Here is a 26,572-nt window from a genome sequence, read left to right as displayed (position 1 = left end):
CAATGCTTCCGATTCAGATTAGACCCGATCAGGTCATGGACGAACTGACCACCTTCCAGAACAAGCTGACCCAAGGCTTGCAGAACCTGGCCGATGCTGGCGATATTCCCGCCGGCGTGACCCCCAAGGAAGCCGTATACCGGGAAGACAAGCTCACCCTGTACCGCTTCCAGGCACCGGCCTCCGTTGTACAGCACCCGGTACCCTTGTTGATTGTTTATGCTCTGGTGAACCGCCCCTACATGACCGACCTGCAGGAAGACCGTTCCACGGTCAAGGGCCTGCTGGATGCGGGCATGGATGTCTACCTGATCGACTGGGGTTACCCGGATCGGGCTGACCGTTTCCTGACCATGGACGATTACCTCAACGGTTACCTGGACCGCTGTGTGGACGAAATCTGCCACCGTCACAAACTGGACAAAATCAATATTCTGGGCATCTGCCAAGGCGGTACCTTCAGCCTGTGCTACAGCGCAATGCATCCAGAAAAGGTGCAAAACCTGATCACCATGGTCACTCCGGTGAATTTCCACACCCCGGATAACATCCTTTCCCACTGGGTCAAGCACGTGGACATCGACACCCTGGTGGACACCATGGGTAACATTCCAGGTGAACTGCTCAACTGGACCTTCCTCAACCTCAAGCCCTATCAGCTCATGGGTCAGAAGTATCTGGATATGGTGGAAGTGCTGCAGGACAAGTCCAAGCTGGACAACTTCCTGCGCATGGAAAAATGGATCTTTGACAGCCCGGACCAGGCCGGCGAAACCTACCGCCAGTTCATCAAGGACTTCTACCAGCAGAACAAGCTGATGAACGGTGGCCTGCGTATCGGTGAGCATGAGATCGATCTGGCCAATGTGACCATGCCAGTGCTCAACATTTTTGCCGAGCAGGATCATCTGGTGCCGCCCGATGCCTCCAAGGCCCTGGCGGGCAAGGTGGGCACCAAGGACTACACCGAGCTGTCCTTCCCCGGTGGCCATATCGGTATCTATGTGAGCGGCAAGGCACAAAAGACCGTGCCGCCGGCCATCGGCAAGTGGGTCAAGGAACGCAACTGACCCCCATGGGCACCCTGTTCCCGGCCTGCAGGCCGGGAACAGGGCTGTCAATCCAGCCCTATGTCTTGCCGATAAAACGACGGATATGCCGCCGGTCCCGGCGATCCGGGCGATGATCGGTATGGGGTGCTGCCAGCCGGGCCAGACGTCGGGCCTCGGCCTCTTCCTCACGACGGACCTGACTGGCCCTGGACTCCTGGTATAAAGTCCGGGCTTCGGCGGCGGGCCGCCGGCGGTCGTTCAATGCCATGACCTCCACGTCCCACACTGCGCTTTGGCAGGTGATCCGCAACTGATCCCCGGTTCTGATCTGTCGAGAAGGCTTGACCCGTTGTCCGTTCACATGGACATGCCCCCCATTCACTGCCTCGGCGGCCAAGGGGCGGGTTTTGAAGAAACGGGCGGCCCAGAGCCATTTATCAATTCTCATCAGCTTTGTACCATGCCGTTGTGATCCCTATCGGGCCAATCTACAATCCGGGCCGTCCAGTCCCCCCGCATCTGCGCTTCACACAGACTTCGACCGCGCACTGATACCCCCGACCGGTGCACACTTTCCGGGTCACCACTGCGCAGGGGATGCCACGGTGCCAGCCCCCGGCCTTCATATAACCGGCGATAGGCACAAGTAGGCGGCAGCCATTCCACCTGGGTCACCTCCGCTGGGGTCAACTGGATACAGTCCGGGACCAGATCCAGGCGATCCGGGTAAGACCGACAGCGACAGGTCCAGGGGTCCAGCAGACGGCAGGCCACATCGGTGTAATAAATGACACCGGTGTCCTCATCCTGCAACTTGTGCAGACAGCAGCGCCCACAACCGTCACACAGGGCCTCCCATTCATGGGGCGCCAGATCGGTGAGCAAACGCCCCACCCAAAAATCGGCCTTGGGAACGGCCCCGGTCATGGCTGGGGCCGGGCCGGGTGCTGACCGGTCAGGATAGCGGTGACCACCGCCTCAAACCGGGCTGGTGCGACGTAATGCAGCACATCCCGACCCTGGGGATTAAACATCAGCACCAGCCCCTGTTGCGGGTATAACCAGTAACGGCGACCGTCGTCCATGGCCACCTCGTCATGGGGTTCACCAAAGCGACCCAATACCGAGGCGTCGTCATAGCGGGCACGGGGCTCATAAATGATTTCGGTCACCGGCAATGCCTGGGCGATCTGGGCCTGGGTGGCCGACAGGGTGCCCTCTGCCCCCTTGGCATCCTGCCACCATTGGGCCGGCGGCGTGTCATCCACGGCAGATACCGCCAGGAACATGGCCTCAAAAGGCCCCAGTTTTACAGGTCCAAAATCAGCCAGTACAGCCGGTGAAGCCTCCTGATACCCCACGACGGTCAACTCAGGCTGCACCACAAACCGCGCCTGCAGATCGGTCAACGGCGTCTGTTCCAGATGGATACCAAAAACACTGGCGGTCCCGTCATCATGAACCGTCACCTCCCAGGGCAGGTCGTCATAATGAATCCGGGGTGGGGCGCCGGTCAGCAACAGGGCCAGACCGAAAAAAGGGATGGCCACGGACAACGTGAGCAGAATTTTTCTGAGCATGATGATGTCAAAAGAGTGCCTTGGAGTCGCAAGGTTAACATTCCTGGCGACACCGGGCGCTACCACCATAGGCAGGAAAATCCAGCCCACGGCAGACAAGTCCCCAATATTGGACTACACTTATAGTAAGCCCCAATCCAAGATACGCTTATGCTCATCTCCGCCGCAAACCACAACGCACTGACGGGTATCCATACCGGCATGCAGGGTCTGCGTGCCGGCGCGGCGGAAATCGCCAGCGCCGGACAGATGGATGGCACCGCGCCGCGAGGTCTGGCAGCGCCCTTGGTGGAGCAGATTCAGCACGTTAATCAGGTGGAAGCATCCGTCAAGGTGCTACAGACGGCAGATCGGATGCTAGGCACACTCATCGACGTGAAGGCCTGAAAACAGGTCTTGAAGGTGCATGGTATGCCTCTGATTTTTGTGGCTGCCCCATCGCAGTAGCCCGTCCACCCCTGACTCCGGTCAGGGCTTTTCCTGCGGAGGTTTTATGATCGTCACGACCCCAGTTATGAATCCCGTACAGCCGGTCATCCCCAACGCGGTGGTTCCCGCTCTGGTGGAGCGGGAAGGCGGCGGTGGCACCATCACCGCTACCGACATCGAGCGGGCCGTGCTCAACAGCCAGGAAGCCGAGCAGGGGCGCGCCGATACCTCCCGTTCTGCAGAAGAGGCCATCGCCCGTCAACAGGGCAGCAGTGAACTGGCGGCCCAGGCCCGGATGCAGGCGGCCCGCGAGGGGGACACCGCACCCAATGCCGGCCCCGATCCTGCCCGGATGGCGGTGACCGCTCCGGCTCCCCAGGCCACCCAGGCCCCCGGCCCGGACCCACTGGGCAACACCGGAAATGACCCCAATCCGGCAGCCCTGTCCCAGCTTCAGGAGCGGCTGGAAGCCCGTATCGCCCGGGATATGTTCCCCGACCCCAACCGTCCGGCAGACTCCAGTCGGTTCTTTGACGTCACCTGATGCCGGATGACACCCGCCCTCCGATACGGGGGGCGGGCCATTATGGTGGTGCTGTGTTGGCGTTGCCTTGCCTGCCCCGTATACTGGGGGGCTTATCCCTAGCTCCCACCAGGCAATGACTGAACCGGACATCCAGGCTCCCGCCCATTTCATCCGCAACCGTATTCGCAAGGCACTGGATGCAGGCCAGTACCAGCGGGTCATCACCCGTTTTCCACCAGAACCCAATGGCTACCTGCATCTGGGCCATGCCAAGTCCATCGCCTTGAACTTCAGCATGGCCCAGGAGTTTGGTGGGTATACCAATCTGCGCTTTGACGATACCAATCCGGCCAAGGAAGAACAGCGTTACATTGATGCCATCAAGGAGGACGTGCGCTGGCTGGGCTATACCTGGAAACATGAGTGCCATGCCTCTGACTACTTTGAGCAGCTCTATGCCTGGGCACTGCACCTGATCGACCAGGGTCTGGCCTATGTGGACAGCCAGGATGCAGAAACCATCCGTGCCCAACGGGGTACCCTGACCGAACCGGGCGTGGAAAGCCCCTTCCGCCATCGCCCCCCACAGGAAAGCCGGGATCTGTTCGAGCGTATGCGTGCCGGCGAATTTCCCGATGGTGCCCACGTACTGCGGGCAAAGATCGACATGAACGCGGGCAACATCAATCTGCGGGATCCGGTCATATACCGTATCCGCCACCTGAGCCACCCCCGCACTGGCGATCAATGGTGCATCTACCCCAGCTACGACTATGCCCACGGCCAGAGCGATGCCATCGAGCATATCACCCATTCCCTGTGTACATTGGAGTTTGAGGACCACCGTCCTCTGTACGAATGGCTGCTGAACCATTTACCCGTGCCATCCCATCCGGTGCAGATCGAATTTTCCCGGCTGAATCTGGATTACACGGTACTTTCCAAACGTCGGCTGACCCGTCTGGTGGACGAAGGCCATGTGAACGGCTGGGATGATCCCCGTATGCCCACCCTGGCCGGGGTTCGGCGCCGGGGATTTACCCCTGAAGCCATCCGGGCCTTCTGTAGCGAAATCGGCGTTACCCGATCCGATTCGGTCATTCCATTTGGGGTGCTGGAAAACGCCCTGCGCAATGACCTGAATACACGTGCCCCCCGCACCATGGCGGTTCTTCGGCCTCTCAAGCTGATACTGACCAACTTCCCGGAAGGGGAGACAGAATGGCTGGATGCTGCCATTCATCCCCAGCGGCCAGAGTTAGGCACCCGTCGGGTGGCCATGACCCGGGAAATTTTTATCGAGGCCGACGACTTCATGGAAGAAGCGCCCAAAAAGTTTTTCCGCCTCAAGCCCGGTGGTGAAGTGCGCCTGCGCAATGCCTTCATCATCCAATGTCACGAGGTGATCAAGGATGAGCAAGGCCATGTGCTGGCACTGCATTGCACTTTGGACCCAGACACCCGCTCTGGCAGACCTGGCGCCGACCGCAAGGTCAAGGGAACCATTCACTGGGTATCTGCCACCCACTCGGTAGCTGCCGAGGTCCGGCTTTATGATCGTCTATTCCAGGTTCCCCAGCCAGACGGTGACAAAACCGTAGACTTTATCACCCACATCAACCCCGAATCCCTGGTTGTGGTAGCCGATGCCCGCATCGAACCGGCCCTGGCGGAGGCCAGTCCTGGTGAACCTTTTCAGTTCGAGCGTCTGGGCTACTTCACCCCCGACCCGGACAGCACCCCAAAGCGGCCCGTATTCAACCGGGCCGTGACCCTGCGGGATACCTGGGCAAAGCTGGAAAAGCAGGGGGCATGATCAGGGGCATTATGGGGCCGTTTCCACCCGGTTCCGACCCAGGCGCTTGGCACTGAACAGGGCATCATCGGCCCGCTTCAGGGCATGGTCCACCTCCTCACCGTGGCGCAACAGGGTGACGCCACTGCTGATGGACAACTGCAAAGGCGGGACAGATGGGTCATCACCGACGGTGATGCCCTCTACCGCCTGGCGCACCCGTTCCAGCACCTGAACGGCCTGGGGCAGGGGGGTATCAGGCATCAGCAGTAAAAATTCCTCTCCTCCCCAACGACCATGAATGTCGTAGCGCCGCACACACCCGCTCATCACTTCCGCAATCCGGCACAGGGCCTGATCGCCAGTTTCATGGCCAAAACCGTCATTGATCTGTTTGAAATGGTCCACATCCATCAGGGCAATGGACAGGCTGGACTGGCGACGACAGGTTCGTTCGGTTTCCTCCTTGAGCCGTTCCATCAGATGACGCCGATTGGCCAACCCGGTCAAGGGATCCTGATTGGCAGCCTGCCGCAAGGTTTCGGTGACTTCCCAAAGGCTGCGCTGATACTGGTCCGAGATCCGGGCCAGTTTTTCCATACGTTTGAGTTGCCGGTCGCAACGCTCGGCCAGGGACAGATTCTGATGCCGTTCAAGTTGATGATAGCCATCAGCAATCCGCAGCAGACGCTCCAGGCGCTGATCCTGGGCATGCAGATAATCCTGCAACTCCATCAGCAAAGGGAGCAGGGGATGGTCTTCATGATCAATACCCTCTATTGCCGCCTGCAAGCGAACCGACAGGGGAATTTCCGATCCCCGCCGGCGGGTGGCAGCGCCGGTCATGGCGCCTCCCTGGGTGTGGGCAGGATATGAAACGGAAAAGTATAATCCTCACGAAATTCTTCAGCCATCTCCATCACCCGTTCATTACGGGGATCGTAATACCAGTTGACGGCAATATCCCTGGTGTCGGCCCAGGCTTCCTCAAGCATGTCGAAAATATCCATCATGGCCTTGACACTGCTGGTATTCATGTAGATCAGCCCAAGTTCCAGATGCAACGGGCCATCCGTGGTGGATAAATGCGCCTGTATCCAGTCAAACACTTCGGTGAAGAACTCAAAGGAATTCTCCGGATAGGAATTACCATCCATGTACAGCCGGCCCCGGGCCCATTCAGAACGGATGGCCGGAGTGGACTGAGTGGCGGGAATATCCAGATCTTTGGTCATCATCAATTACGCCTGTTGACTCAGCTAAATGACAAGGCGGCATCAGACCACGGCACGCAGACTGAACAGCACACGCTCATCATCGGGGATCACGGACACTTGGGCTTGCAATGGCTCTACGGACTTGCGGGCCACATCCACCAGCCCCAGACCGGCGCCGGACAGGGCGCTCCGGGTTCTGGGTTGACGCAATTGCGCCTTGTAGGCCGCCTTGAGTTCGGTTTTATCCATGGCCGCCAACTCTGCCACCCGCTGCTGCAGTCGGACAGCATCTTCGGGTTGTGTCAGATTACCCGACATGATCACATGCCGCCCCTGATCATTGCGGGCCACCACCACGGTGGCGGAACCATCCCGGTCATCATAGCCCATGCGGGTGACATAGTGGCGGATGTTCTGGGTCAGCTCGATATAGATGGCAAACACGTCCATCGCCGCCCCAGGTAATGTGTTATCCGCTTCCAGATAATTTCTCAGAGCGTTACCGATTTCTTCGATCAGACCGCGAGAAATAGGGCCATTGAAACACAGCAGGATCTGGCCGTGATGGAACTGACGCCGCAGGCCAAACAGATCAATTTCGGACATGAAAGCAGGCTACCTTATGATCAATGATGGAAACGGGTACTGGCATCCTGATCCACGCGAAAAGCCAGTACAGTGACGTCGTCCCGTTGCTCGTGGTGACCGCGATAGTCATCCAACGCCTGATTCAGGGCCTGGGCCTGCTCCGACAAAGGGAGTCGGGCATGGTCAATCAAGAGTTTCATGAACAAACTTGAGCCCAGCCCAAACCCCATATCACCACCGGACTGATCCAGATACCCGTCGGTGACCAGATAGTACGTGCTGGCCGGATTCAGAGCCAGTTCCACATCATCGTAGCGGCCACGGCGCCGATCTCCCAACGCCCGACGGCCCCCCTTGATCACCTCAACAGTGTGCCCGTCACTATGATAAAGGCCAATACGGGCGCCCGCATAGCGTAACACGCCCTGGTGCCGGTCCACGAACGCCAGTCCCACGTCCATATGGGTGGCCACTCCCCTGGCCTCACTGTCCCCCAACATATCCCGTATGCTGTGATCTGCCTGCGTCAACAGGGCTGCCGGAGAGGCCATCCCCTGACTGCTGATGGCCTGATCCAGGGCCGCCCGGGCCAGCATGGTCATCAGGGCACCGGCCACCCCATGACCGGCGCAATCCACAATACCGATCAGATACCGGTCTCCTTCGTTGTGAAACAGGTAAAAATCGCCCCCGACCACGTCCCTGGGACGCCAGAGCACGAAATGATGGGCACCCAGCAGGGCAGCCATCCGGTGATCCGGCAGGATAGCCCGCTGAATCAGGCTGGCGTAGTCAATGGAGTCCTTGATCTGCCGCTGGGCCTGGGCCATTTCCTCGTTGGCCCGACGCAGTTCGGCGGTGCGGTCCTGCACCCTGTATTCCAGTTCACGGGTATGCTGCCTGACCTGCTCGGCCATCCGCTCAAAGGCCCGGGTGAGGTCACCGATTTCACCCCCACCTGAAGGGGGCAGGCGAATATCATACCGACCCTGGGACATGACCGTGGCCGATTGTTGCAAGCGGCGCAGGGGACGCAGCACGGTACGATCCACGGCCAGAGCAAAGCCCGTCAGCAGCAATACCAGAATCCCCCCGATGGCCAGCAGGCCACTCCACAACCAGGTGCGCTGAATCACGCCAGCAGCGGCCAGATCCACAGCGACGACCACATACCAGTCCAGTTCCGGAAGGTAGGCCAACGCCAGCAACTGATCACGACCATCGAGCCGTGCTGTGAACAGGGGCACCTGATCAAGGTTGGCCTGGGCCTGGCCCATGGCCTGCTCAAGCCGTTCCTGATCCACGGCCTGGGGCAGACGGGAAAACAAGGTCAGCATCCCGTCGCCACCTACAGTCGTGGAGGCAAAACTGATCAACGCCGGGTCTGGATGGGCCTGCAAAGCGCCATTGCCGTCAAGGATCATGGGGGTGACACCCGGAGGGCGATCCTGGATGAAATCTGCGAGAAATTCCCCCAGTTCCAGTCCGGTCCCGGCCATACCGATGGGTTCCCCGGCCTGATCGGTCACCATCACGTTGAGCCAGACTCTGGTGGTGCCCAGTTGCAGGTCGTGGTTCACATTGATGTTGTGGGACACGCCCTGTTCCAGCAAAGCGAAGAACCAGGCATCCTCGGGCCGGTCTGGAGACAGCCGGTAGCGTGGCGTCTGCTGGAGCGAGCCGTCATCGTTGAAGTAGTAATGCTTGCTGGCAAGGCTGATGATGAAATAGGATCGGGAGCGAAAATCCTGGCGATAGCCTTCGGCTTCCTCGAAAAAATCGGTCCGGGCCTGGGGCGCATCCTCATCAAGCAGGAACCGGTAGGTCAGACGGGAATCGGCCAGCCGCATGGACAGCGCCAGATCCCGGGTCACGGGGGCAAGAATGCGCTCCCGGTGCAGACGGGTGAAATTCTCGGCGAACCCCTGACCAAAATACTGTCGTACCGTTTCCAGCGCATACCAGCCCAGGATACCTGCCGGCAGCAGGACAATCAGCCCCGCCAAGGCCAAGGCCAGCACCGACCTGGCCCGCAGGCCAGGCCCGCCACCGGCGACGGTATCCTTGGATGAGTCAGAGGCCATGGAAAGATCAATCAGGGACATCGGCAAAGCCAGTATAGTTTAAAGCCCCCCTTGATTATACAGGCTGTTTTTCGCTCCCAATGGCCAGGGCCGAAGATGGCTCGGAAAAGCACATATAATCCATGGGCAAGGGCATATTCGGCCACCTCGTCTTCCACCACCATCCCTGCCACAGCCCCCATCACCCGATGAATTCACCTTTTCATAACCGTTTATCCAAAAATGTTCGCCACTGGTCAAAATGGGCCAGACGACGAGGCATCGAGTGTTTCCGCGTCTATGACCGGGATATCCCGGAGTATCCCGTTGCAGTGGATGTGTATGCCGGTATCCCCCATGTACAGGTTTACGAGACCCGCTGGGAGGCGGATGACGCCGCCCATGACACCTGGGTGGCAGAGGTCCGCAAGACGGTGGGGACTGTGTTCGCGCTATCGCCGGAGACGCTGGCGATGAAGGTTCGGCGGCGCCAGAAAGGCACTGAGCAGTATGAGAAAACCGGGCAGGAAGGTGATGAACTGATCGTGTCGGAGGACGGACTGAAATTCTCGGTGAACCTGCACGCCTATCTGGATACCGGACTGTTTCTGGATCATCGCCAAACCCGGAAGATGGTGCGGGAACGCAGCCAGGGTCGGCGGTTTTTGAATCTGTTTGCCTATACCGGGAGCTTTTCTGTCCATGCAGCCGCCGGGGGTGCCCTGGAAAGCCTGACCCTGGATCTGTCACGGACCTATCAGGCGTGGTCGTTGCAGAATTTTCAGCTCAACGGACTGGACTTAACCCGCCATCGGTTGGAACGGGTGGACGTGATGCGGTGGCTGGAGGAGGCACCGCGATTGGGCCAGTGTTATGACCTGATCGTGATGGATCCGCCTTCCTTTTCCAATTCCAGGAAAATGGCCGCCACCCTGGATGTGCAGCGGGATCATGCCTGGATGATCAACCGCTGCCTGGGACTGTTATCGACCCATGGGGAACTGTTCTTTTCCAACAACCGGCGCGGTTTCAAACTGTACGAGGACGAACTGGCCCCCTGCCAGGTGGAGGAGATCACCCGGCAGACGGTGCCTGAGGATTTCGGGCGTGGCCGCCCCCATCGATGCTGGATCATCCGGCGGCCCCGGTAATCCCACCTTAACCGCAACTGATCAAATCCCCAGATACGCCGCCTTGACCTTGTCGTCCTCCAGCAGGTCGCGGCCAGCCCCTTCCAGCACCACCCTGCCCGCTTCCAGCACATAGGCCCGGTCGGAGATGGCCAGGGCCTGGGAGGCGTTCTGCTCCACCAGGAACACGGTGATCCCTTCGCCGTTGAGCTCGCGGATGATGTCGAAAATCTCTTCCACGATCAGGGGCGCCAGACCCATGCTGGGTTCGTCCAGCAGCAGCAGCCTGGGCCGGGCCATCAGGGCCCGCCCCAGGGCCAGCATCTGCTGCTGGCCACCGGAGAGCATTCCCGCCAGTTGATCACGCTTCTGTCGCAGGATGGGAAAGCGATTGTAGACCTGCTCCAGATCCTCGCTCACCTCCACTCCACCCTTGCGGGTGAAGGCCCCCAGGCGCAGGTTGTCGTGTACGCTCAGATCCCGAAACACCTGCCGCCCCTCGGGCACCTGCACAATGCCCATGGCCACCCGCTGATGGGCCGGTATACGGGTCAGGTCCGCCCCGGCATAGACCAGCCCACCCCGGTCCACCGGCTGCAGACCGGACAAGGTCATGAGCAGTGTGCTCTTGCCCGCGCCATTGGCCCCCACCAGGGAGACGATCTCGCCCCGGCAAATGGTCAGGTCCACTTCATGCAACACTTCGATGCGGCCATAGGCGGTGACCAACCCTTTCACCTCCAATAGGGCTTCCGGGGGTGGCGGCGGCGCCAGCCGTCGGGGGTGCTCAATGCCCAGCCCACCCACATGCTCGGGGGCCATGTTGATAATGCGGTGGCGCAGTTCCTTGAATTCCTCCCGCACCCGCTCACCAAACAGGGGATCGTCGTATTGATCCTTGGCCTGAGCGATCTGCGCCCAGTCCGATTCATTCAGCAATGCCCGAGCCTGGGGAATGAGCACCTGTTCCTCCAGTTGCACATGTCGCCGCAGGGTCTGGGTGAATCGGGACATGGCATGGATCACATGGCCTCGCCTGGCCGGCCAGTCATCCAGACTGTCGTGCAACAGGGCGCGCAGGCCCTGCAGGGCCTCGTGGGCGGTCAGGTAATCCTGTTCCAGCTCATCCAGGACCGCCATGCCATCGGGTGCCCGTGTCCGTAGACACTGAAACAGCAAAATCTCGTTGGGACCGCTTTGTACCCGCTCGGAGAAATGCTCGAAATAATCCAGGATGGCGTTGATCAGGACTTCATCTGGTGCCTGGGCTTCCTCGGCAATGTCCTGCTGCAGACGCTCCAGCAACAGGATCATGCGCCACAGGTTCAGATGCTCCCGGGTGATGATGTGGACGGCCTGTTCGCAGGGATCGTGGCGATGCTCGGTCATGGGATTCCGGCTGGCAATAAGGGGGGCGGGACTAGCCGCCCAGGTAGGCGGCGATCACGTCCGGGTTGTCGCGGATTTCCCGGGGTGTGCCCTCGGCCAGTTTGCGGCCATAGTCCAGCACCAGCACCCGGTCGGAAATCGACATCACCAGTTTCATGTCGTGCTCCACCAGGACCACGGTGATGCCGCCGGCCGCCACCTTGCGGATGAGTTGTTCCAGGGCGGCGGTCTCGGTGGAGTTCAATCCCGCCGCCGGCTCGTCTAGCAACAGGATGGCGGGCTGGGTGGCCAGGGCGCGGGCGATCTCCAGGCGCTTGAGAGCACCGTAGGGCATGGCGGCGGCATCGGCATCCACGTAGTCACCGCAGCCGACGAACCGGATCAGTTCCTCCGCCTGCGCCCGGCAGGTCCGCTCACTGGCCCGCAGACTGGGCCAGCGCAGCAGGGCCGCGAGGAAATTGCGCTTGAGATGCAGATGCCGGCCCAGCATGACGTTTTCCAGGGCGGTCATGTTCATGCAAATCTGCAGGTTCTGGAAGGTCCGGGACATGCCCAGCCGCGCCAGGCGCTCTGGCGGCAGTCCCTGCACCGCTTCACCTTTAAGGGCAATGTCCCCCTGATCCGGCTGATACAGGCCAGTGATGAGATTGAACAGGGTGGTCTTGCCGGCCCCATTGGGTCCGATCACCGCGTAGACCTCTCCGGGCAGGATCCGGAAGCTCAGGTCATCCACCGCATGGACACCGCCAAAAGCCTTGCCCAGGCCCCGGACTTCCAGCAGAGGGGCTGGCCGGGCGGTGTCGTCACAAGACGTTTCGGTCTGTTGCACGCTCTGATTCATGACCCTACTCCTGCCCGGACGCCGGGGCGGAGGCCGGCCGCGGTCGCAGACGCCTGACGGCCTCGCTCAGGGTGGGCAACAACCCCTTGGGCATGAAGATCATGGTCAGCATCAGGATCAGGCCGAACATCATCATCTCGTAGTCCTGAAAATCCGTCAGCAACTGGGGCAGCAGCATCAGCAGTACCGCGCCCAGGATGACGCCGTAGGTGGAGGCCATGCCTCCCAGCACCACCATGGTGATGAGTTCGATGGAATGCTCGAAGGACGCCACCTGGGGAGTGATGAAACCGGTGTAATGGGCATAGAAACTGCCCATGACGCTGGCATAGACCGCGGAGATCACGAAGATCAGCAGCTTGTAATGGGAAGTATCCACCCCCACCACCCGGGCCGCCACCTCGGAACCGTGCACTGCCCGCAGGGCCCGCCCGATGGGGGAATCCACCAGGTTCTGGGCGATCCAGACCGCCAGAAGCAGCAACAGGGCCGCCAGGCCGTACCAGAGCAGCGCCCCGGAGACTTCCAGACCCAGCAGGGAGTAATGATCGAAAATGCTCAGCTCGGCGCCCATCACCGTGAGGGGCTCCACCGCCAGGCCGTCGGGTCCGCCGGTGAGCCAGCCCTCGTTGTTGATGACGATGGCGATGATGATGCCCATGCCCAGGGTGGCCATGGACAGATAATGTCCCTTGAGCCGCAGGATGGGACGTCCCAGGGTCCAGGCCAGGAGGGCCACCAGCAGGGCGCCGCAAACCAGTGCCGGGATCGAGGTCCAGCCATAGGTGCCGGTGAGAATGGCACTGGCATAGGCTCCCATGCCAAAGAAGGCCGCATGCCCCAGGCTCACCTGGCCGCCGTAGCCCACCAGCAGGTTCAGGCCCACCACGGTGGCGGCGATCAGGGCGATCTGGGTGGCGATGTCCAGGTGAAACTCGTTACCCAGAAACAGGGGCAACAGCAATAGCACCAGGGCCAGCACCGGCAGGCCCGGCACCCGTTCAGGCAATCGCAACGCCATCAGACACGCTCCGCCACACGAGCGCCGAACAGACCCCGGGGCATGAAGAACAAAATCACCAGGATCAGCAGGAAGGCCACCGCATCCTTATAGTCGGAGGAGATGTAACCTGCGGTCATGGCCTCGGCGATCCCCAGCAACAAACCGCCCACCACGGCCCCCACCCCGCTGCCCATGCCGCCGATGGCGGCGGCCACGAAGCCCTTGAGCCCCAGCATGATGCCGATGTCATAGGCGGTCAGGGTGATGGGTGCCACCATGATCCCGGCCATGGCCCCCAGCACCGCCGCCAGCATGAAGGCCAGCATGAGCACGAACTGGGTGCGAATCCCCATCAGGCGGGCTGCCCCGGGGTTCATGGAAGTGGCCAGGATGGCCTTGCCCATCAGGGTACGGGTAAAGAACAGGGCCAGCAGCAGGACCAGGACACCGGCCACCGCCAGCACCCACAGGCTCTGGGTGTACATGACGGCACCCATCACGTTCACCGACTCCGTGGCGCTGAAGCTGGGCATGGCGTGAAACTCCTTGCCCCAGATGATCTGCGCCAGCCCGCGCAGGAAGATGGAAGCCCCGATGGTGATGATGATCAGGGTGATCACGTCCGCCTTGCGGGCGGGGGCGATGGCCAGCTTGTGCAGCGCCACCCCCAGCACCGCCGCCAGGGCCACCGCCATGGCGATGGCCAGGGGCAGGGGCACCCCCATGGCCAGCAGGGAGACCGTGGCCATGCCGCCGATCATGAGGAATTCCCCCTGGGCAAAATTGATCACATGGCTGGCGTTGTAGACCAGGGTGAACCCCAGGGCCACCATGGCATAGGTGGCGCCGATGGTGACGCCGGAAAAGAGGTACTGGAGAAACTCGGCAAACATGAATGAACCAGAGTGGATGTTGTGTCGGGAAAGTGCGTCACGGGCAGGGGCGGCACCTGTCCGCCCCCGGATCATCAGTCAACCAGTACCCACTGTCCGTCACGGACTTCCAGCAGGCGGAAGGACTCGGGCGCCAGGCCGTTGTGGTCATCCGGTGACATATTGAACGTACCGGTGACCCCCACATGGCCCTGGATCTGCTCCAGGGCGTCACGGACCGCCTTCGGTTCGCTGGTGCCGGCGGCCTCGATGGCGGCCACCGCCAGCATCAGGGCGTCATAGGCATAGCCACCGAAAGTGGACACCGGCATGTTCCAGCGGGCCTCGTAGGCGGCCTTGTAATCCTGCACCACCTGCTTTTGCGGATCATCATCGGGGAGCGCGTCGGGGACCAGCAGGGCGGAAGCCGGCAGGCGCACCCCTTCGGCGGCGGAGCCGGCCAGATCCAGGAAGCGGTCGGAGGCCACGCCGTGGGACTGATAGAAGGGCAGTTCGATCCCCAGATGGGCATAGTTACGGGTGACGATGGCCGGCCCCTGACCGAAACCAAAGTTGAACACGGCCTCCACCCCCGGCGTATTGCGAATCCGGGTGAGCTGGGCGGTCATGTCCGTGTCCTGGGGACCGTAGGTCTGATCCGCCAGCACCTGGATGCCGAAATCGGCGGCCACCGCCAGGGTCTGTTCCCGGCCGGAACGACCGAAACCATCAGTGCCTGAAATCAGGCCAATGCCGGTGATGCCACGGGATTGCATATCGGCCAGCACCCGTTCGGCGGCCATGCGGTCAGATTGGGGCGTCTTGAACACCCAGGGCCGGACCGGCTCGGTGATCACCAGAGCACCGGCCATGGAAATCATGGGACGACCGGCCCGCTCCACCAGGGGCACGGCGGCCATGGTGGTGCCGGTGGTGCTGCCGCCGATGATCAGGTCCACCCGGTCGGAACGCAGCAGGCGATTGGCGAAGTTGCGGGCCTCGTTGGCATTGCCGCCGTCATCGTAGTGGATCAGTCGCAGGGGCCGGCCAATCACGCCACCCTGGGCATTGATCTTTTCCACATACATTTCCAGGGTCTTGAGTTCGGGATCTCCCAGAAACGAGGCCGGGCCGGTGGCGGACACAAAGGCGCCAATCCGGATCGGTTCAGCGGCCATCACGGGAACCACCATGCTACAGATCAGCACGAGGATCAGCAGTACGGCGCGGTACACAGAACGGTTCTTGGTCACCATGATTCCGGACACCCTTGTGGTTGCGAGGGAAAAACCCGCCTATAAAACCACAATAGCGCCGGGGGCGCCACCGGACAGGCGCCCTTCAGGGCGGCAGATGATCGGAACAGGCTTGCCGCGCACCGGCGTCGAGGGCAAAGATAGGGTGTTATAGTGTCCAGACCGCAGGGATGCAGCCAGAGTCAATGACCAGCCCGGATGCGGGCTTCGATGGCCAGATCCCTGGCCGCATTGGCCTTGCGCCGCGCCTGGCGGAATTCACCGGTAGAGAGGTTATCCTCCGCCTGCTCCAGCAAGCGACGGGACTGTTGGTAGGTGCCGGGTACCCGCAGGGGAGCGCCGGCTTCCTCGGCTGCCCGCAGCGCCTGACGGGCGTCGCTCATTTCCTGCACCGGCGCCAGGGTGGCGCAACCTGCCAGCAGCAACGCGGCAAGGCCTGCCAGCAGCAGGTGACCACAGGTCCGGGGATGGCAGCGGGTGCGGGGCACGGGACTTCGACCTACTGGCCTCAAGAGGATGAAAAACGGTAGCACCGCGTCTAAAAAACGTCAAGACAACAACCACCTGGCAGCACAGGCTGCCCCCACTGGGAGAGCTATCCATGTCCCGGATTGACCCGATTGAGATTCTGGTTTTGTATTACAGCCGTTCCGGCACCACGGCCCGCCTGGCCCGTCATGTGGCCCGGGGGGTGGAGGAAGTGGCCCATTGCACGGCCCGTCTGCGCACCGTGCCGGCTGTATCGGCCACCTGTCAGGCCGTTGAGGACGATATTCCCGCCGAAGGCCCCCCCTATGCCACCCAGGATGATCTACGGGAATGTCACGGTCTGGCCCTGGGGTCTCCCACCCGTTTTGGCAATATGGCTGCTCCCATGAAATATTTTCTCGACCAGGGCAGCGACCTGTGGCTGGCCGGCGCCCTGGTGGGGAAGCCCGCCGGCGTGTTCACCGCCACAGCCACCCAGCATGGCGGCCAGGAATCCACCCTGTTGACCATGATGATGCCCTTGCTCCACCACGGTATGCTGATCACCGGCATTCCCTATACCGAGCCGGCCCTGAGTGAAACCACCTCGGGGGGTTCGCCCTACGGAGCCACCCATGTGGCCGGTCCCCTGGGCAACAATCCCTTGACCGATCACGAGCGGGTGCTGTGTCATGCCCTGGGCCGGCGGCTGGCGCACACTGCCCTGGCACTGAGCCGTGGCCGGCAGGCTAATCCTTGAGCGTGGTCAATGGAGGGAACACTCAACCGCCATCAAGCACATGCTTGACAAACGGCACCGTCAACCGGCGGCGAGCCGCCAGGGACTCCCGATCCAGAGCCTCCAGAAGGGTGATCAAGGAGGGGAGATCCCGGCGGTGATGGCGCAATAAATAATCACAGACCTCCGGTGACAGATCGAACCCCCGCTGCCGGGCACGGGCAATCAGGGCCTGGCATTTTTGGGGGTCGGTCAGGGGGCGCAACTGAAATACCGGTCCCCAGAACAGACGGGAACCCAGATCCGGCAAGGCCACCGGCAGGAGGCGGGGGGCGGTGCGGGAGGCCAGCAGTAAGCGACCGCCCGCATCCCGAACACCATTGATCAAATTGAACAGGGCCTGCTCTAGGTCCGGCTCCCAGGGCATCCGGTCCAGTTCATCCAGGGCGATCAGGTCTACCCCATCCCAACCCTGAAGCACATCCGGCCCGCCGCCGGCAGTCATGCCCATGGGCAGATAAGCCACCCGCCCCCCCCATTCAGCAACTTCGTGACAGGCGGCCTGCAATAGATGGGTTTTGCCTGTGCCGGCATCGCCGAACAGGTAAATCTGGCGTTCTCCGGCCCCTCTGGCCAGCCCCCTGACCGCCTCCAGGGTCAGCCCCCCCTGCTCCCCCGGATGAAAGGTCTGGAAATCGGTCCCGTCCCGCAGAGTGACATCCAGCGTCAACTGACGTGCCATGCCGTTTCCCATACCCACAGGGTGATGTCCTCCCGTCACGGGGCCGAACGCCCGTGCATCCAGGCCTTGCGGCCCCAAGTCAACACATAGGCCAGACCACTGCTCACGGTGGTGAACAGCACCAGCAGCAGCAGGCCATCCAGATACCAGACCGGCAACGCCAGCACTCCGGCGTTGACGATCACCGACAGCACCAGCACGATCTGAAAAAAGGTGTTGGCCTTGCTGATGAACAAGGGCTGCATTTCCAGGCTACGGGTCATTGCCCGAAAAGCCATGGCGCCCAATACGATGATCAGATCCCGGGCCACCACCACAGCCACCAGCCACCAGGGCAGCAGGCCGGTCCAGGCCACGGTAAAGTAGGTGCCCATCATCAAAATCTTGTCTGCCAGGGGGTCCAGATACCCCCCCAGCCGGGTGTACCAGCCATATCGCCTGACCAGCCAGCCATCCAGGCCATCGGACAGGCCGGCCACCAGCAACAGCCAGAGCACCAGCACATATTGATGGGTGGCCAGGGCCCAGATGATGGGTCCGGTCAGCGCAATGCGCAGCAGGGTGATGGTGTTGGGGAGCTGGCGCAGATTCACTAGGGCAACCTGAATCCAATGGTGTCCATACCCTGAGCCGGATCACCCCCGGACTCGGGCACCAGGGTGGTACCAAGCCGGACGGCCTGAACCAGATCATGGGCATCACCCTGCAACTGAACCCGAAACACACTTCGATCCGGCAGTACCCCATGGGGCCGCAGATGGGATACCACGGGCATGTTCCCCAAATAGCCGGCCACCCGCAGATAATCCGCCAAAGATGCCACACCGCTTACACTGATCAGGACCCCATCCTGGGCCAGAGGTGCGCTGCCGGCCCTGGCCAGACGGCGACCCAGGTCATCGGCCACTTGATGCAAGGCGGCGGACACGGCCATTGCCGGCGTTGGGTCCGACGCCTCCCATTGGTGCCAGGTCTCGCCGGTAAACAACTGCATACGGGCCAGCCAATGGGTACCCGAGGGCAGTACCCGCACCACCAGGACGCCGCCGGGGCTGTAGCGGCGGGAGGCCTCCAGCAGCGGCTCGTGGAATCCCCCCATCACATCGGCAAGCCCCACCCGACGCTGATCTTCCAGATCCATCAGGGGAAACAACAGGGGCAATCCCCGTTCCCAGGCAGTACGCTCCAGCGCCGTGCGTACCGGATGCCGGTCGGCAGCCGCCACCAGCTGCCGCCCCTGGTCCTCCTGGACCCCCAGCCAGACCAGCAGGGCAGGCCGGTCACCGGACCATACCGGCAGTCCGGCGGCCCGCAGGTGCTGAATCACGGCCACACCATCAAACCGGACCCAAAGCAACTGGGCCAAGTCCGGATCTTCCAGATAACGGTATTGCTGCACATGGCGGGGCGCCTGGGCCAGCAGATCAGCCACCCGATCATCATTGGCCATGTCCCGCTGACCGGTGAGCCGTACCACCACCTGGGCCATGGCCTTGCCCAGGGCTTGGGTGCGCTCTGGCGCGTCACGGGTTGTGACGGCCACCTCTGCTTCCAGCAGATTGGCCGGCGGTTCTGCACCCATGAGCGGGCCAGCCAGCAGGAGCAGCAACAGAGATAACCGGACGCGCTGGCGGGGCAAAGAGACGAAAACGGCCATAAACGCTCCAAAAACAGAACCTTGACAGATCCGTTGACCGGGTCGCACAGCCCACATCCTTCGGGGATGCGGACAACCGGCGCCCCTTTGCACAGCCATCAATACCTGGGGGCGTGATCACCAGTGCTGTGGGCATCGGGTTGGACCTGTTAAAATAACACAAATATCCTGCGCCTATCCTGGGTCCAGGCCCGGCACAAACCGCCACAACGACAGCACGGCCCGAATGGGTCCGTTGCTCCCCCTCTTTATGGTGATAGAGTTTCCATGGCCCATAAACATATTTCCGCCACCCCAGGTCTTAGCTACCGTGATGCCGGCGTGGACATCGATGCGGGCAATGCCCTGGTGGCCCGTATCAAGCCCCACGCCCAGCGGACCCACCGCCCCGGTGTGATGGCGGGCCTGGGCGGTTTTGGCGCCCTGTTCCAGTTGCCCATCGCAGACTACAAGGAACCGGTCCTGGTGTCCGGCACCGACGGCGTAGGCACCAAGCTCAAGCTGGCCCAGCAACTGGGCCGCCATGACACCATCGGCATCGACCTGGTGGGCATGTGCGTGAACGACATCATCGTTCAGGGTGCCGAGCCTTTGTTCTTCCTCGACTATTACGCCACCGGCAGCCTGGATGTGGATACCGCCGCCGATGTGGTCAAAGGCATCGCCGATGGCTGCACCCAGAGTGGCTGCGCCCTGGTGGGCGGTGAGACTGCCGAGATGCCCGGCATGTACGCACCCGGCGAATATGACCTGGCCGGCTTTGCCGTGGGTATTGTGGAAAAGGCCCGTATCATCGACGGCAGTCAGGTTCGTCCGGGAGATGTTCTGCTGGGTCTGGCGGCTTCCGGTCCCCATGCCAATGGTTATTCCCTGATCCGCCGTCTGCTGGAGATCACCGGCGCGGATCTGGACAGCCCCTGCGGCGACGTGACCCTGGGGGATGCCCTGATGGCCCCCACCCGCATTTATGTCAAACCCCTGCTTGAACTGCTGGGCCAGCAGCCTGTCCATGCTCTGGCCCACATCACCGGCGGCGGCATTTTGGAGAATCTGCCCCGGGTGATGCCCGCCGGCACCGTGGCACACATAGACCCCCAGGCCTGGCCAAGACCGCCGGTATTTGAGTGGCTGCAGCAGGCCGGTGGTATCGAGGCGCGGGAGATGTTGCGGACCTTCAACTGCGGTGTGGGGATGATTCTGGTGCTGCCAGAGAGTGCCGTGACCGCCACCGAGACCCTGATGGCCCAGGCAGGTATTGACAGTTGGCGTCTGGGCACCATTGCCGCCGGTGATGGGGAAGCCCGTGTGGAGCTGACCCGCTGATGAAGCCACACCCATTGCCCGGCATCGTGGTGCTCATCTCCGGTTCCGGCACCAACCTGCAAGCGTTGATTGATGGAGTGGCCGAGGGTCGCATCCAGGGCCAGATCCGCGCCGTGATCAGCAACCGCCCCCAGGTGGCTGGACTGGACCGGGCCGATCGCGCCCGGATCCCGGCCCAGGTGATCAATCACCGGGACTTCCCCGACCGGGACACCTTTGATCGGGCACTGATGACAGCCATAGACCTGCATCAACCGGATCTGGTGGTGCTGGCCGGATTCATGCGGGTACTCACCCCGGCCTTTGTGACCCATTACCAAGGCCGCCTGATCAATATCCATCCTTCCCTGTTGCCGGACTTTCGTGGCCTTCATACCCATGAACGCGCCCTGGAAGCGGGTGTCCAACAGCATGGCTGCAGTATCCATTTCGTCAATACAGAACTGGATGGCGGGCCGGTCATCGGGCAGGCTCGCGTACCCGTCCTGCCCGATGACACCCCGCAGACCCTGGCAGCGCGGGTACAGCAACAGGAACATCGGGCCTATCCCCAGGTGGTCCAGTGGTTCTGTCAGGGTCGGCTGACACTTTGCAACGGACAGGTATGGTTTGATGAACACCCCTTACAGGCCCCGCTTGAATTACCCATCGCAGACCAGTGACCGGCATCGTCGCCGATGGCCATCGGTGATCCCGCTGGTGCTGGCTGTCCTGCTGGCTCTGGCGCTGATCCCCACTGCCCAGGCCCAGACCCTGCCCTTTGTTCCGCCCTCCTATACGGCAGAATACCGGGCGCAGAAAATGGGACTGTCAGTGGTGGCCCGGATCACCCTGACCCGGGAGGGGGACCGTCTGCGCTACCGGGCCAGAGTCCGGCCTACCGGGATGCTGTCCTGGGTGCGCAGCGACGAAATTATCGAACAGAGTATCCTGCGCATGACCCCTGCCGGACTGCGCAGCGAGGAATACCTCTACAGTCACACCGGCGCCAGTCGGGACCGGCGCACTGACATTCGTTTTGACTGGGAGACCCTGACCGCCAGTGGCACCCATAATGGCCAGGCCTTCACACTGGACATTCCCGACCGGGCCATCGACCGCTTTGCCCTGCAACTTTCCATGATCCATGACGTATGGCGCGGCCAGCGGGAGTTCACCGAAACCATCGTCGAACCCAATCGCATCCGCACCTATGCATTCACAGTGGGAGAACCTGAAATCATCGACACCCCCATGGGTCGGCTGGAAGCCATTCCAGTGACACGTCATAACGAAGAACGGGACACCACGGTCAGTACCTGGTTTGCCCCTCGCCTTAACTATCTGCCGGTACGTCTGGAGCAGCTCGAAGACGGTGAGCGTCTGGTGCTGACCATCGAGTCGGTGGAGTGGCACGATAGCCGCTGATATGGAACATATCCTCATCCGTGGTGCCCGCACCCACAACCTGCAGAATGTGGATCTGACCCTGCCCAGGGATCGGTTGATCGTGATTACCGGCGTGTCTGGTTCCGGCAAATCCTCCCTGGCCTTCGACACCCTTTTTGCCGAAGGGCAGCGCCGCTATGTGGAATCCCTGTCCGCCTATGCCCGGCAGTTTTTATCGGTGATGGAAAAGCCGGACGTGGATCATATCGAGGGCCTGTCCCCGGCAATTTCCATCGAACAAAAGACCACATCCCATAATCCGCGCTCCACCGTGGGAACCATCACCGAAATCTATGACTACCTGCGCCTGTTGTTTGCTCGTGCAGGTATTCCCCGCTGTCCCGATCACGACACCAGTCTTGAGGCCCAGACCGTCAGTCAGATGGTGGATCAGGTGATGGCGCTGCCCGAAGGGGAAAAGCTCATGTTGCTGGCCCCTGTGATCCAGGGGCGCAAGGGAGAGCATCTGAACGTGCTGGAAGGGTTGCGGACCCAGGGTTATCTGCGCGCCCGCATCGACGGTGAAGTGGTGGAACTGGAAGATCTGCCCAAACTGGAGCCTCGGCGCAAGCACACCATCGAGGTGGTGGTGGACCGTTTCCGGGTGCGGGATGATATCCGGGTACGTCTGGCAGAATCCCTGGAAACCGCCCTGAACCTTTCCGAGGGCATGGCTTTGGTGGTCTGGCTGGAGGCCCCGGAGCGGGCGCCCCTGGTGTTTTCCTCCCGGTTTGCCTGCCCGATCTGCGGCTATGCCATTCCAACACTGGAGCCGCGGCTGTTTTCCTTTAATAGCCCCACGGGGGCCTGCCCCACCTGTGACGGGCTGGGCGTGCAACAGTTCTTCGACCCGGAACGGGTGGTGGCCCATCCACGGCTGAGCCTGGCCGGTGGAGCGGTGCGGGGGTGGGATCGTCGCAACGCTTATTATTTCCAGATGATCCAGAGTCTGGCGCGGCATTACGATTTTGATATTGAAGCGCCTTTTCAGTCCCTGGACCCATCCATTCGCCAGGTGGTGCTCCACGGCAGCGGTGGCACCCGGATCGAATTTGAATATCACAATGAGCGGGGGCGGATTTCCCGCTCCTCCCAGCCCTTTGAAGGGATCATTCCCAATCTGGAACGGCGCTACCGGGAGACGGATTCCAGCGCTGTACGGGAGGAACTGGCCAAGTACCGTGCCCTGCATCCCTGTCCGGACTGCCAGGGTACGCGCCTGAACCGGACCGCCCGTCATGTGTTCATCGGCGACCACACCCTGCCGGCCCTGACCCATCTACCCATCGGCACCGCCCGGCACTTTTTCCAGAACCTGTCCCTGCCCGGCAAGCAGGGCAAGATCGCCGAGAGGATTGTCAGGGAGATTGTGGCCCGGCTGGATTTTCTGGTGAACGTGGGGCTGGATTACCTCACCCTGGACCGATCGGCGGATACCCTGTCCGGCGGCGAGGCCCAACGTATCCGGCTGGCTTCCCAGATTGGCGCCGGTCTGGTGGGGGTCATGTATATCCTGGACGAGCCATCCATCGGCCTGCATCAGCGGGACAACGAACGCCTGCTCAATACCCTGACCTATCTGCGGGATCTGGGCAATACGGTGATTGTGGTGGAACACGATGAAGACGCCATCCGGCGGGCAGATCATGTGGTGGACATCGGTCCGGGAGCGGGTCGTCACGGGGGGCGCATCGTCGCCCAGGGCACCCCGGAAGCGGTCAGCCGTACCCAGGATTCCCTGACGGGGCAGTACCTGTCCGGGCAGCGCCGGATCCAGGTGCCTGCCCGGCGGCATCCGGTGGACCCGGCGCGCCAACTGGTCATCCGGGGCGCCAGCGGCAATAACCTGCGTGATGTGGATCTGTCCATCCCGGTGGGGCTGTTCACCTGCATTACCGGGGTATCCGGTTCCGGTAAATCCACCCTGATCAACGACACCCTCTACCGGGTGATGGCCTTGCGCATCAACCGTGCCGGTGAACAGCCGGCCCCTTATGTGGCCCTGGAAGGCGCAGAACTGTTCGACAAGGTGGTCGATATCGACCAAAGCCCCATTGGTCGCACCCCCCGTTCCAATCCTGCCACCTACACCGGGCTGTTCACCCCCATCCGTGAATTGTTTTCCGGGGTACCGGAAGCCCGTTCACGAGGTTATGCGCCGGGGCGTTTTTCATTCAACGTAAAAGGTGGCCGTTGCGAGGCCTGTCAGGGGGACGGGGTCATCAAGGTAGAGATGCATTTTCTGCCGGATATCTATGTGCCCTGTGATGTCTGCAAGGGCAAGCGCTACAACCGGGAGACTCTGGAGATTCGTTACAAGGGCAACACCATTCATGACGTGCTGGACATGACGGTGGAGGATGCCCTGGCGTTTTTCCAGGCGGTGCCGGCCCTGCGACGCAAACTGGAAACCCTGATGGATGTAGGGCTGTCCTACATTCAGTTGGGGCAAAATGCCACCACCTTGTCCGGCGGCGAGGCCCAGCGGGTGAAGCTGGCGCGGGAGCTGTCAAAGCGGGATACCGGTCGCACCCTGTATATCCTCGACGAGCCCACCACCGGGCTGCATTTTCATGATGTGGAACAATTGCTCAAGGTGTTGCATCGTCTGCGGGATCACGGCAACACGGTGGTGGTGATCGAGCATAATCTGGATGTGATCAAAACAGCGGACTGGCTCATTGATCTGGGGCCGGAAGGGGGAGGAGGGGGTGGCGAAATCATTGCCACGGGGACGCCAGAGCAGGTTGTTGCCGAACCCCGATCATACACAGGGCGTTTTCTGGCGCCGATGCTGGCGCTGGCCCCCGTCGTGTGATCGAATACGGTCCTTAAGGGTAAGTCGGCGAAGTACCCGAACGCCCACATCGGCCTGTAGACAGGCTATTCTCTGGTGGGCGGATGGATAAATTCCAGCCTTGCCCCCCACAATCAAGATACAATGGACGATTTCTGTTTTCAGGAGCGATCTCATGGCGAAAGGCATCAACAAGGTCATCCTCATCGGCAATCTGGGCAATGACCCGGACGTGAAATACATGCCCAGTGGGGCCGCTGTGGCCAACGTGAGCCTGGCGACCGCGGAACGCTGGAAGGACAAGCAGACCAATGACTGGACCGAACGCACCGAGTGGCACCGCCTGGTGTTCTTCGGGCGTCTGGCGGAAATCACCGGTGAATATCTACGCAAGGGTTCCCAGATTTATGTGGAGGGTCGCCTGCAGACCCGGGAATGGGAAAAAGACGGTATCAAGCGCTATACCACCGAGATCGTGGTCAATGAAATGCAGATGCTGGGCGGTCGCAGCGGAGGCAGTTCCACCGAGTTTGGCAGCCAGCGCAGCAGCCCCCATCATGATGACGGCAGACCAGCCCCAGCCCCCCGGCAAGCCCCAGCCCCGGCCCCGGTTGCTTCATCCAATCGCCCGGCACAAGAAGATTTCGAGGACGATATTCCGTTTTAGATTCCACTAAAGTCGGAAATGTCGAATAAATTAATAAATAGCCCGCAGTAGCGGGCTATTCTTATTGGCTATCCGATTTCCGTGATTGAGACGGATTCATAGCTTTTCTGGTGGAGGAAGAATTGCCTCTGCATCCGGGTGGCATCCGGCGAGGAAATCCATCATCTCCGTGGCGTCCTTCGAGAGATAGAAGCGCACCATCTTCTCGTTGAACTCTTGTACTTTGGCCGCTGGCACGCTGATCGCGTCGATACCATGCGACATGAGCACACCGTTCATCATGAAGCGCGAGGTGCGCTTGTTGCCATCGAAGAAAAATTGCTGCAACGTGCCGAACAGAAAGAAAGCCGTTGCACGTTCAAATGGTTCGCACTCTTGTAGTGCTGTCACGCCTTCGTTGAACACTCGGTTCAGTTCCGGTGCGCCGGGTAGTGTCGGCAACGGCGTGTAGCGCCCACGCTCGCCGAGGCCCACATCCGGGGTGTAGTTCGTCTCTTGCCCTTCGCCACGGAATATGCCCCATTCCAAGGCTTCCTTGCGAACGACAATGCCGTTCAGTTCGATGAACACATTCTTGGTCAGAGAGAACTGACCACTCTTGACTATCGTCAGCAGGCGCTTGGAGCTTTCCGCGAGGTTCAGAATTTGCTCTTGATCGGAAATCTTCCGTCCTCCGACAGTCACGCCATCTAACAGGGTCTTGATCTCGGGAAAGGTTAAAGGGTTGCCTTCGAGCACCGAAGCATCCCAGACAAACTCAGGCAACATCTTGTGAAAGCGGAAGCAGACCCGCTCAAGCGAGTGCGTCGGTACTGTCGTCGGCACCGCCGATCTGTCCCATCGGAAACCAAGCGCATCAAAGAGGGTCATGTTGCTGCACTCCATCAATCATTTAACACGGATTTATGATAGAAACTGAAGTTTCCGAATTTCCCTCACGCTGCGAGCGCCAGTAGCCGTGAGATCAGGGTATTTTGTGGTGATTTTGGCGAATCCGGGCAACGGATACC

At 61.2% G+C, this 26,572-nt stretch carries 28 protein-coding genes; 11 read left to right on the top strand and 17 right to left on the bottom strand.

The window, feature by feature from the left end; genetic code table 11:
* The first annotated feature begins 2 nt into the window (after window positions 1–2).
* Entirely contained in the window at window positions 3–1,070 is a 1,068-nt protein-coding gene (locus BMX62_RS10365; RefSeq protein ID WP_090208410.1) for a class III poly(R)-hydroxyalkanoic acid synthase subunit PhaC, read from the top strand.
* Window positions 1,071–1,128: 58 nt separating this feature from the next.
* On the opposite strand, the gene BMX62_RS10360 is transcribed toward BMX62_RS10365, so the two are convergent.
* Genes BMX62_RS10360 through BMX62_RS10350 form a run of 3 tightly spaced genes read right to left on the bottom strand, consistent with a single transcriptional unit; the run spans window position 1,129 to window position 2,632 of the window.
* A complete protein-coding gene (locus BMX62_RS10360; protein ID WP_090208408.1) occupies window positions 1,129–1,500 on the bottom strand; it encodes an RNA-binding S4 domain-containing protein in 372 nt (123 codons plus the stop codon).
* Entirely contained in the window at window positions 1,500–1,979 is a 480-nt protein-coding gene (locus tag BMX62_RS10355; RefSeq protein ID WP_090208405.1) for a YcgN family cysteine cluster protein, read from the bottom strand. The genes BMX62_RS10360 and BMX62_RS10355 overlap by 1 nt, the downstream gene beginning before the upstream one ends.
* Entirely contained in the window at window positions 1,976–2,632 is a 657-nt protein-coding gene (locus tag BMX62_RS10350) for a hypothetical protein (RefSeq protein ID WP_090208402.1), read from the bottom strand. Before BMX62_RS10350 ends, BMX62_RS10355 begins: the two co-directional genes overlap by 4 nt.
* Window positions 2,633–2,782: 150 nt before the next feature.
* On the opposite strand from BMX62_RS10350, the gene BMX62_RS10345 reads away from it, so the two are divergent.
* The 3 genes from BMX62_RS10345 (at window position 2,783) to BMX62_RS10335 (ending at window position 5,403) form a co-directional block, all read left to right on the top strand.
* Complete coding sequence (locus BMX62_RS10345) at window positions 2,783–3,019, top strand: hypothetical protein (RefSeq protein WP_090208398.1); 237 nt, start codon at window positions 2,783–2,785, stop codon at window positions 3,017–3,019.
* 127 nt (window positions 3,020–3,146) lie between these two features.
* A complete protein-coding gene (locus BMX62_RS10340) occupies window positions 3,147–3,605 on the top strand; it encodes a hypothetical protein (protein ID WP_090208395.1) in 459 nt (152 codons plus the stop codon).
* A 115-nt stretch (window positions 3,606–3,720) separates the two neighbouring features.
* Window positions 3,721–5,403, top strand: a complete 1,683-nt coding sequence (locus BMX62_RS10335) for a glutamine--tRNA ligase/YqeY domain fusion protein (RefSeq protein ID WP_090208391.1) — start codon at window positions 3,721–3,723, stop codon at window positions 5,401–5,403.
* Window positions 5,404–5,412: 9 nt separating this feature from the next.
* Here BMX62_RS10335 and siaD read toward each other — a convergent pair whose 3' ends face one another.
* From siaD to siaA, 4 genes are read right to left on the bottom strand one after another with little or no spacing between them, the layout of a single operon-like run.
* Entirely contained in the window at window positions 5,413–6,228 is an 816-nt protein-coding gene (gene siaD / locus BMX62_RS10330) for a biofilm regulation diguanylate cyclase SiaD (protein ID WP_202906254.1), read from the bottom strand.
* Complete coding sequence (gene siaC / locus BMX62_RS10325) at window positions 6,225–6,620, bottom strand: biofilm regulation phosphoprotein SiaC (protein WP_274377170.1); 396 nt, start codon at window positions 6,618–6,620, stop codon at window positions 6,225–6,227. Before siaC ends, siaD begins: the two co-directional genes overlap by 4 nt.
* Before the next feature lie 39 nt (window positions 6,621–6,659).
* A complete protein-coding gene (gene siaB, locus BMX62_RS10320; RefSeq protein WP_090208388.1) occupies window positions 6,660–7,205 on the bottom strand; it encodes a biofilm regulation protein kinase SiaB in 546 nt (181 codons plus the stop codon).
* Between the two features lie 20 nt (window positions 7,206–7,225).
* Window positions 7,226–9,292 (bottom strand): biofilm regulation protein phosphatase SiaA, encoded by a 2,067-nt coding sequence (gene siaA / locus BMX62_RS10315; protein ID WP_238375954.1) that lies wholly within the window; start codon window positions 9,290–9,292, stop codon window positions 7,226–7,228.
* 167 nt (window positions 9,293–9,459) lie between these two features.
* On the opposite strand from siaA, the gene BMX62_RS10310 reads away from it, so the two are divergent.
* Complete coding sequence (locus tag BMX62_RS10310; RefSeq protein ID WP_090208385.1) at window positions 9,460–10,401, top strand: class I SAM-dependent methyltransferase; 942 nt, start codon at window positions 9,460–9,462, stop codon at window positions 10,399–10,401.
* A 21-nt stretch (window positions 10,402–10,422) separates the two neighbouring features.
* Here BMX62_RS10310 and BMX62_RS13450 read toward each other — a convergent pair whose 3' ends face one another.
* The 6 genes from BMX62_RS13450 to BMX62_RS10280 all read right to left on the bottom strand — a co-directional run bounded on the left by BMX62_RS13450 (window position 10,423) and on the right by BMX62_RS10280 (window position 16,229).
* Window positions 10,423–11,769 (bottom strand): ATP-binding cassette domain-containing protein, encoded by a 1,347-nt coding sequence (locus BMX62_RS13450; protein WP_090208382.1) that lies wholly within the window; start codon window positions 11,767–11,769, stop codon window positions 10,423–10,425.
* A gap of 31 nt (window positions 11,770–11,800) precedes the next feature.
* A complete protein-coding gene (locus tag BMX62_RS10300) occupies window positions 11,801–12,610 on the bottom strand; it encodes an ABC transporter ATP-binding protein (RefSeq protein ID WP_090208380.1) in 810 nt (269 codons plus the stop codon).
* Window positions 12,611–12,614: 4 nt separating this feature from the next.
* On the bottom strand, window positions 12,615–13,631 hold the full coding sequence (locus tag BMX62_RS10295) for a branched-chain amino acid ABC transporter permease (protein WP_090208375.1): 1,017 nt from the start codon (window positions 13,629–13,631) through the stop codon (window positions 12,615–12,617).
* On the bottom strand, window positions 13,631–14,506 hold the full coding sequence (locus tag BMX62_RS10290) for a branched-chain amino acid ABC transporter permease (protein WP_090208472.1): 876 nt from the start codon (window positions 14,504–14,506) through the stop codon (window positions 13,631–13,633). The genes BMX62_RS10295 and BMX62_RS10290 overlap by 1 nt, the downstream gene beginning before the upstream one ends.
* 74 nt (window positions 14,507–14,580) lie before the next feature.
* Window positions 14,581–15,741, bottom strand: a complete 1,161-nt coding sequence (locus BMX62_RS10285) for an ABC transporter substrate-binding protein (RefSeq protein ID WP_090208374.1) — start codon at window positions 15,739–15,741, stop codon at window positions 14,581–14,583.
* A 182-nt stretch (window positions 15,742–15,923) separates the two neighbouring features.
* Entirely contained in the window at window positions 15,924–16,229 is a 306-nt protein-coding gene (locus BMX62_RS10280; RefSeq protein WP_238375953.1) for a DUF4398 domain-containing protein, read from the bottom strand.
* A 113-nt stretch (window positions 16,230–16,342) separates the two neighbouring features.
* Here BMX62_RS10280 and wrbA point away from each other — a divergent pair, with 113 nt between their 5' ends.
* Window positions 16,343–16,969 (top strand): NAD(P)H:quinone oxidoreductase, encoded by a 627-nt coding sequence (gene wrbA, locus BMX62_RS10275; RefSeq protein ID WP_090208371.1) that lies wholly within the window; start codon window positions 16,343–16,345, stop codon window positions 16,967–16,969.
* A 22-nt stretch (window positions 16,970–16,991) separates the two neighbouring features.
* On the opposite strand, the gene hda is transcribed toward wrbA, so the two are convergent.
* Genes hda through BMX62_RS10260 form a run of 3 tightly spaced genes read right to left on the bottom strand, consistent with a single transcriptional unit; the run spans window position 16,992 to window position 19,347 of the window.
* A complete protein-coding gene (gene hda, locus BMX62_RS10270; protein WP_090208466.1) occupies window positions 16,992–17,690 on the bottom strand; it encodes a DnaA regulatory inactivator Hda in 699 nt (232 codons plus the stop codon).
* Between the two features lie 35 nt (window positions 17,691–17,725).
* The gene (locus tag BMX62_RS10265) at window positions 17,726–18,283 is read right to left on the bottom strand and encodes a CDP-alcohol phosphatidyltransferase family protein (protein WP_090208368.1); all 558 of its coding nucleotides are present in this window, start codon (window positions 18,281–18,283) and stop codon (window positions 17,726–17,728) included.
* Window positions 18,283–19,347 carry a DUF2066 domain-containing protein gene (locus tag BMX62_RS10260; protein ID WP_162273533.1) on the bottom strand — a complete coding sequence of 355 codons (1,065 nt, stop codon included), beginning with the start codon at window positions 19,345–19,347 and terminating at the stop codon, window positions 18,283–18,285. The genes BMX62_RS10265 and BMX62_RS10260 overlap by 1 nt, the downstream gene beginning before the upstream one ends.
* Window positions 19,348–19,614: 267 nt before the next feature.
* Between BMX62_RS10260 and purM the strand changes: the two genes are divergently transcribed.
* The 5 genes from purM to ssb all read left to right on the top strand — a co-directional run bounded on the left by purM (window position 19,615) and on the right by ssb (window position 25,562).
* Window positions 19,615–20,670 carry a phosphoribosylformylglycinamidine cyclo-ligase gene (gene purM / locus BMX62_RS10255; RefSeq protein ID WP_090208363.1) on the top strand — a complete coding sequence of 352 codons (1,056 nt, stop codon included), beginning with the start codon at window positions 19,615–19,617 and terminating at the stop codon, window positions 20,668–20,670.
* Window positions 20,670–21,332: a phosphoribosylglycinamide formyltransferase gene (purN, locus tag BMX62_RS10250; protein ID WP_202906253.1), complete on the top strand. Its 663-nt coding sequence runs from the start codon at window positions 20,670–20,672 to the stop codon at window positions 21,330–21,332. Before purM ends, purN begins: the two co-directional genes overlap by 1 nt.
* Complete coding sequence (locus BMX62_RS10245; protein ID WP_090208356.1) at window positions 21,283–22,077, top strand: DUF3108 domain-containing protein; 795 nt, start codon at window positions 21,283–21,285, stop codon at window positions 22,075–22,077. The genes purN and BMX62_RS10245 overlap by 50 nt, the downstream gene beginning before the upstream one ends.
* Window position 22,078: 1 nt before the next feature.
* Entirely contained in the window at window positions 22,079–24,916 is a 2,838-nt protein-coding gene (gene uvrA / locus BMX62_RS10240; protein ID WP_090208353.1) for an excinuclease ABC subunit UvrA, read from the top strand.
* Window positions 24,917–25,070: 154 nt separating this feature from the next.
* Window positions 25,071–25,562 (top strand): single-stranded DNA-binding protein, encoded by a 492-nt coding sequence (gene ssb / locus BMX62_RS10235; protein WP_090208350.1) that lies wholly within the window; start codon window positions 25,071–25,073, stop codon window positions 25,560–25,562.
* A 96-nt stretch (window positions 25,563–25,658) separates the two neighbouring features.
* On the opposite strand, the gene BMX62_RS10230 is transcribed toward ssb, so the two are convergent.
* Window positions 25,659–26,432: a Fic family protein gene (locus tag BMX62_RS10230; RefSeq protein ID WP_090208347.1), complete on the bottom strand. Its 774-nt coding sequence runs from the start codon at window positions 26,430–26,432 to the stop codon at window positions 25,659–25,661.
* Between the last annotated feature and the right edge of the window lie 140 nt (window positions 26,433–26,572).

This window comes from Ectothiorhodospira magna (genome assembly GCF_900110965.1).
In the GTDB taxonomy this organism is placed as follows: Bacteria; Pseudomonadota; Gammaproteobacteria; order Ectothiorhodospirales; family Ectothiorhodospiraceae; genus Ectothiorhodospira; species Ectothiorhodospira magna.
This window is presented reverse-complemented; position numbering and strand designations above follow the sequence as displayed.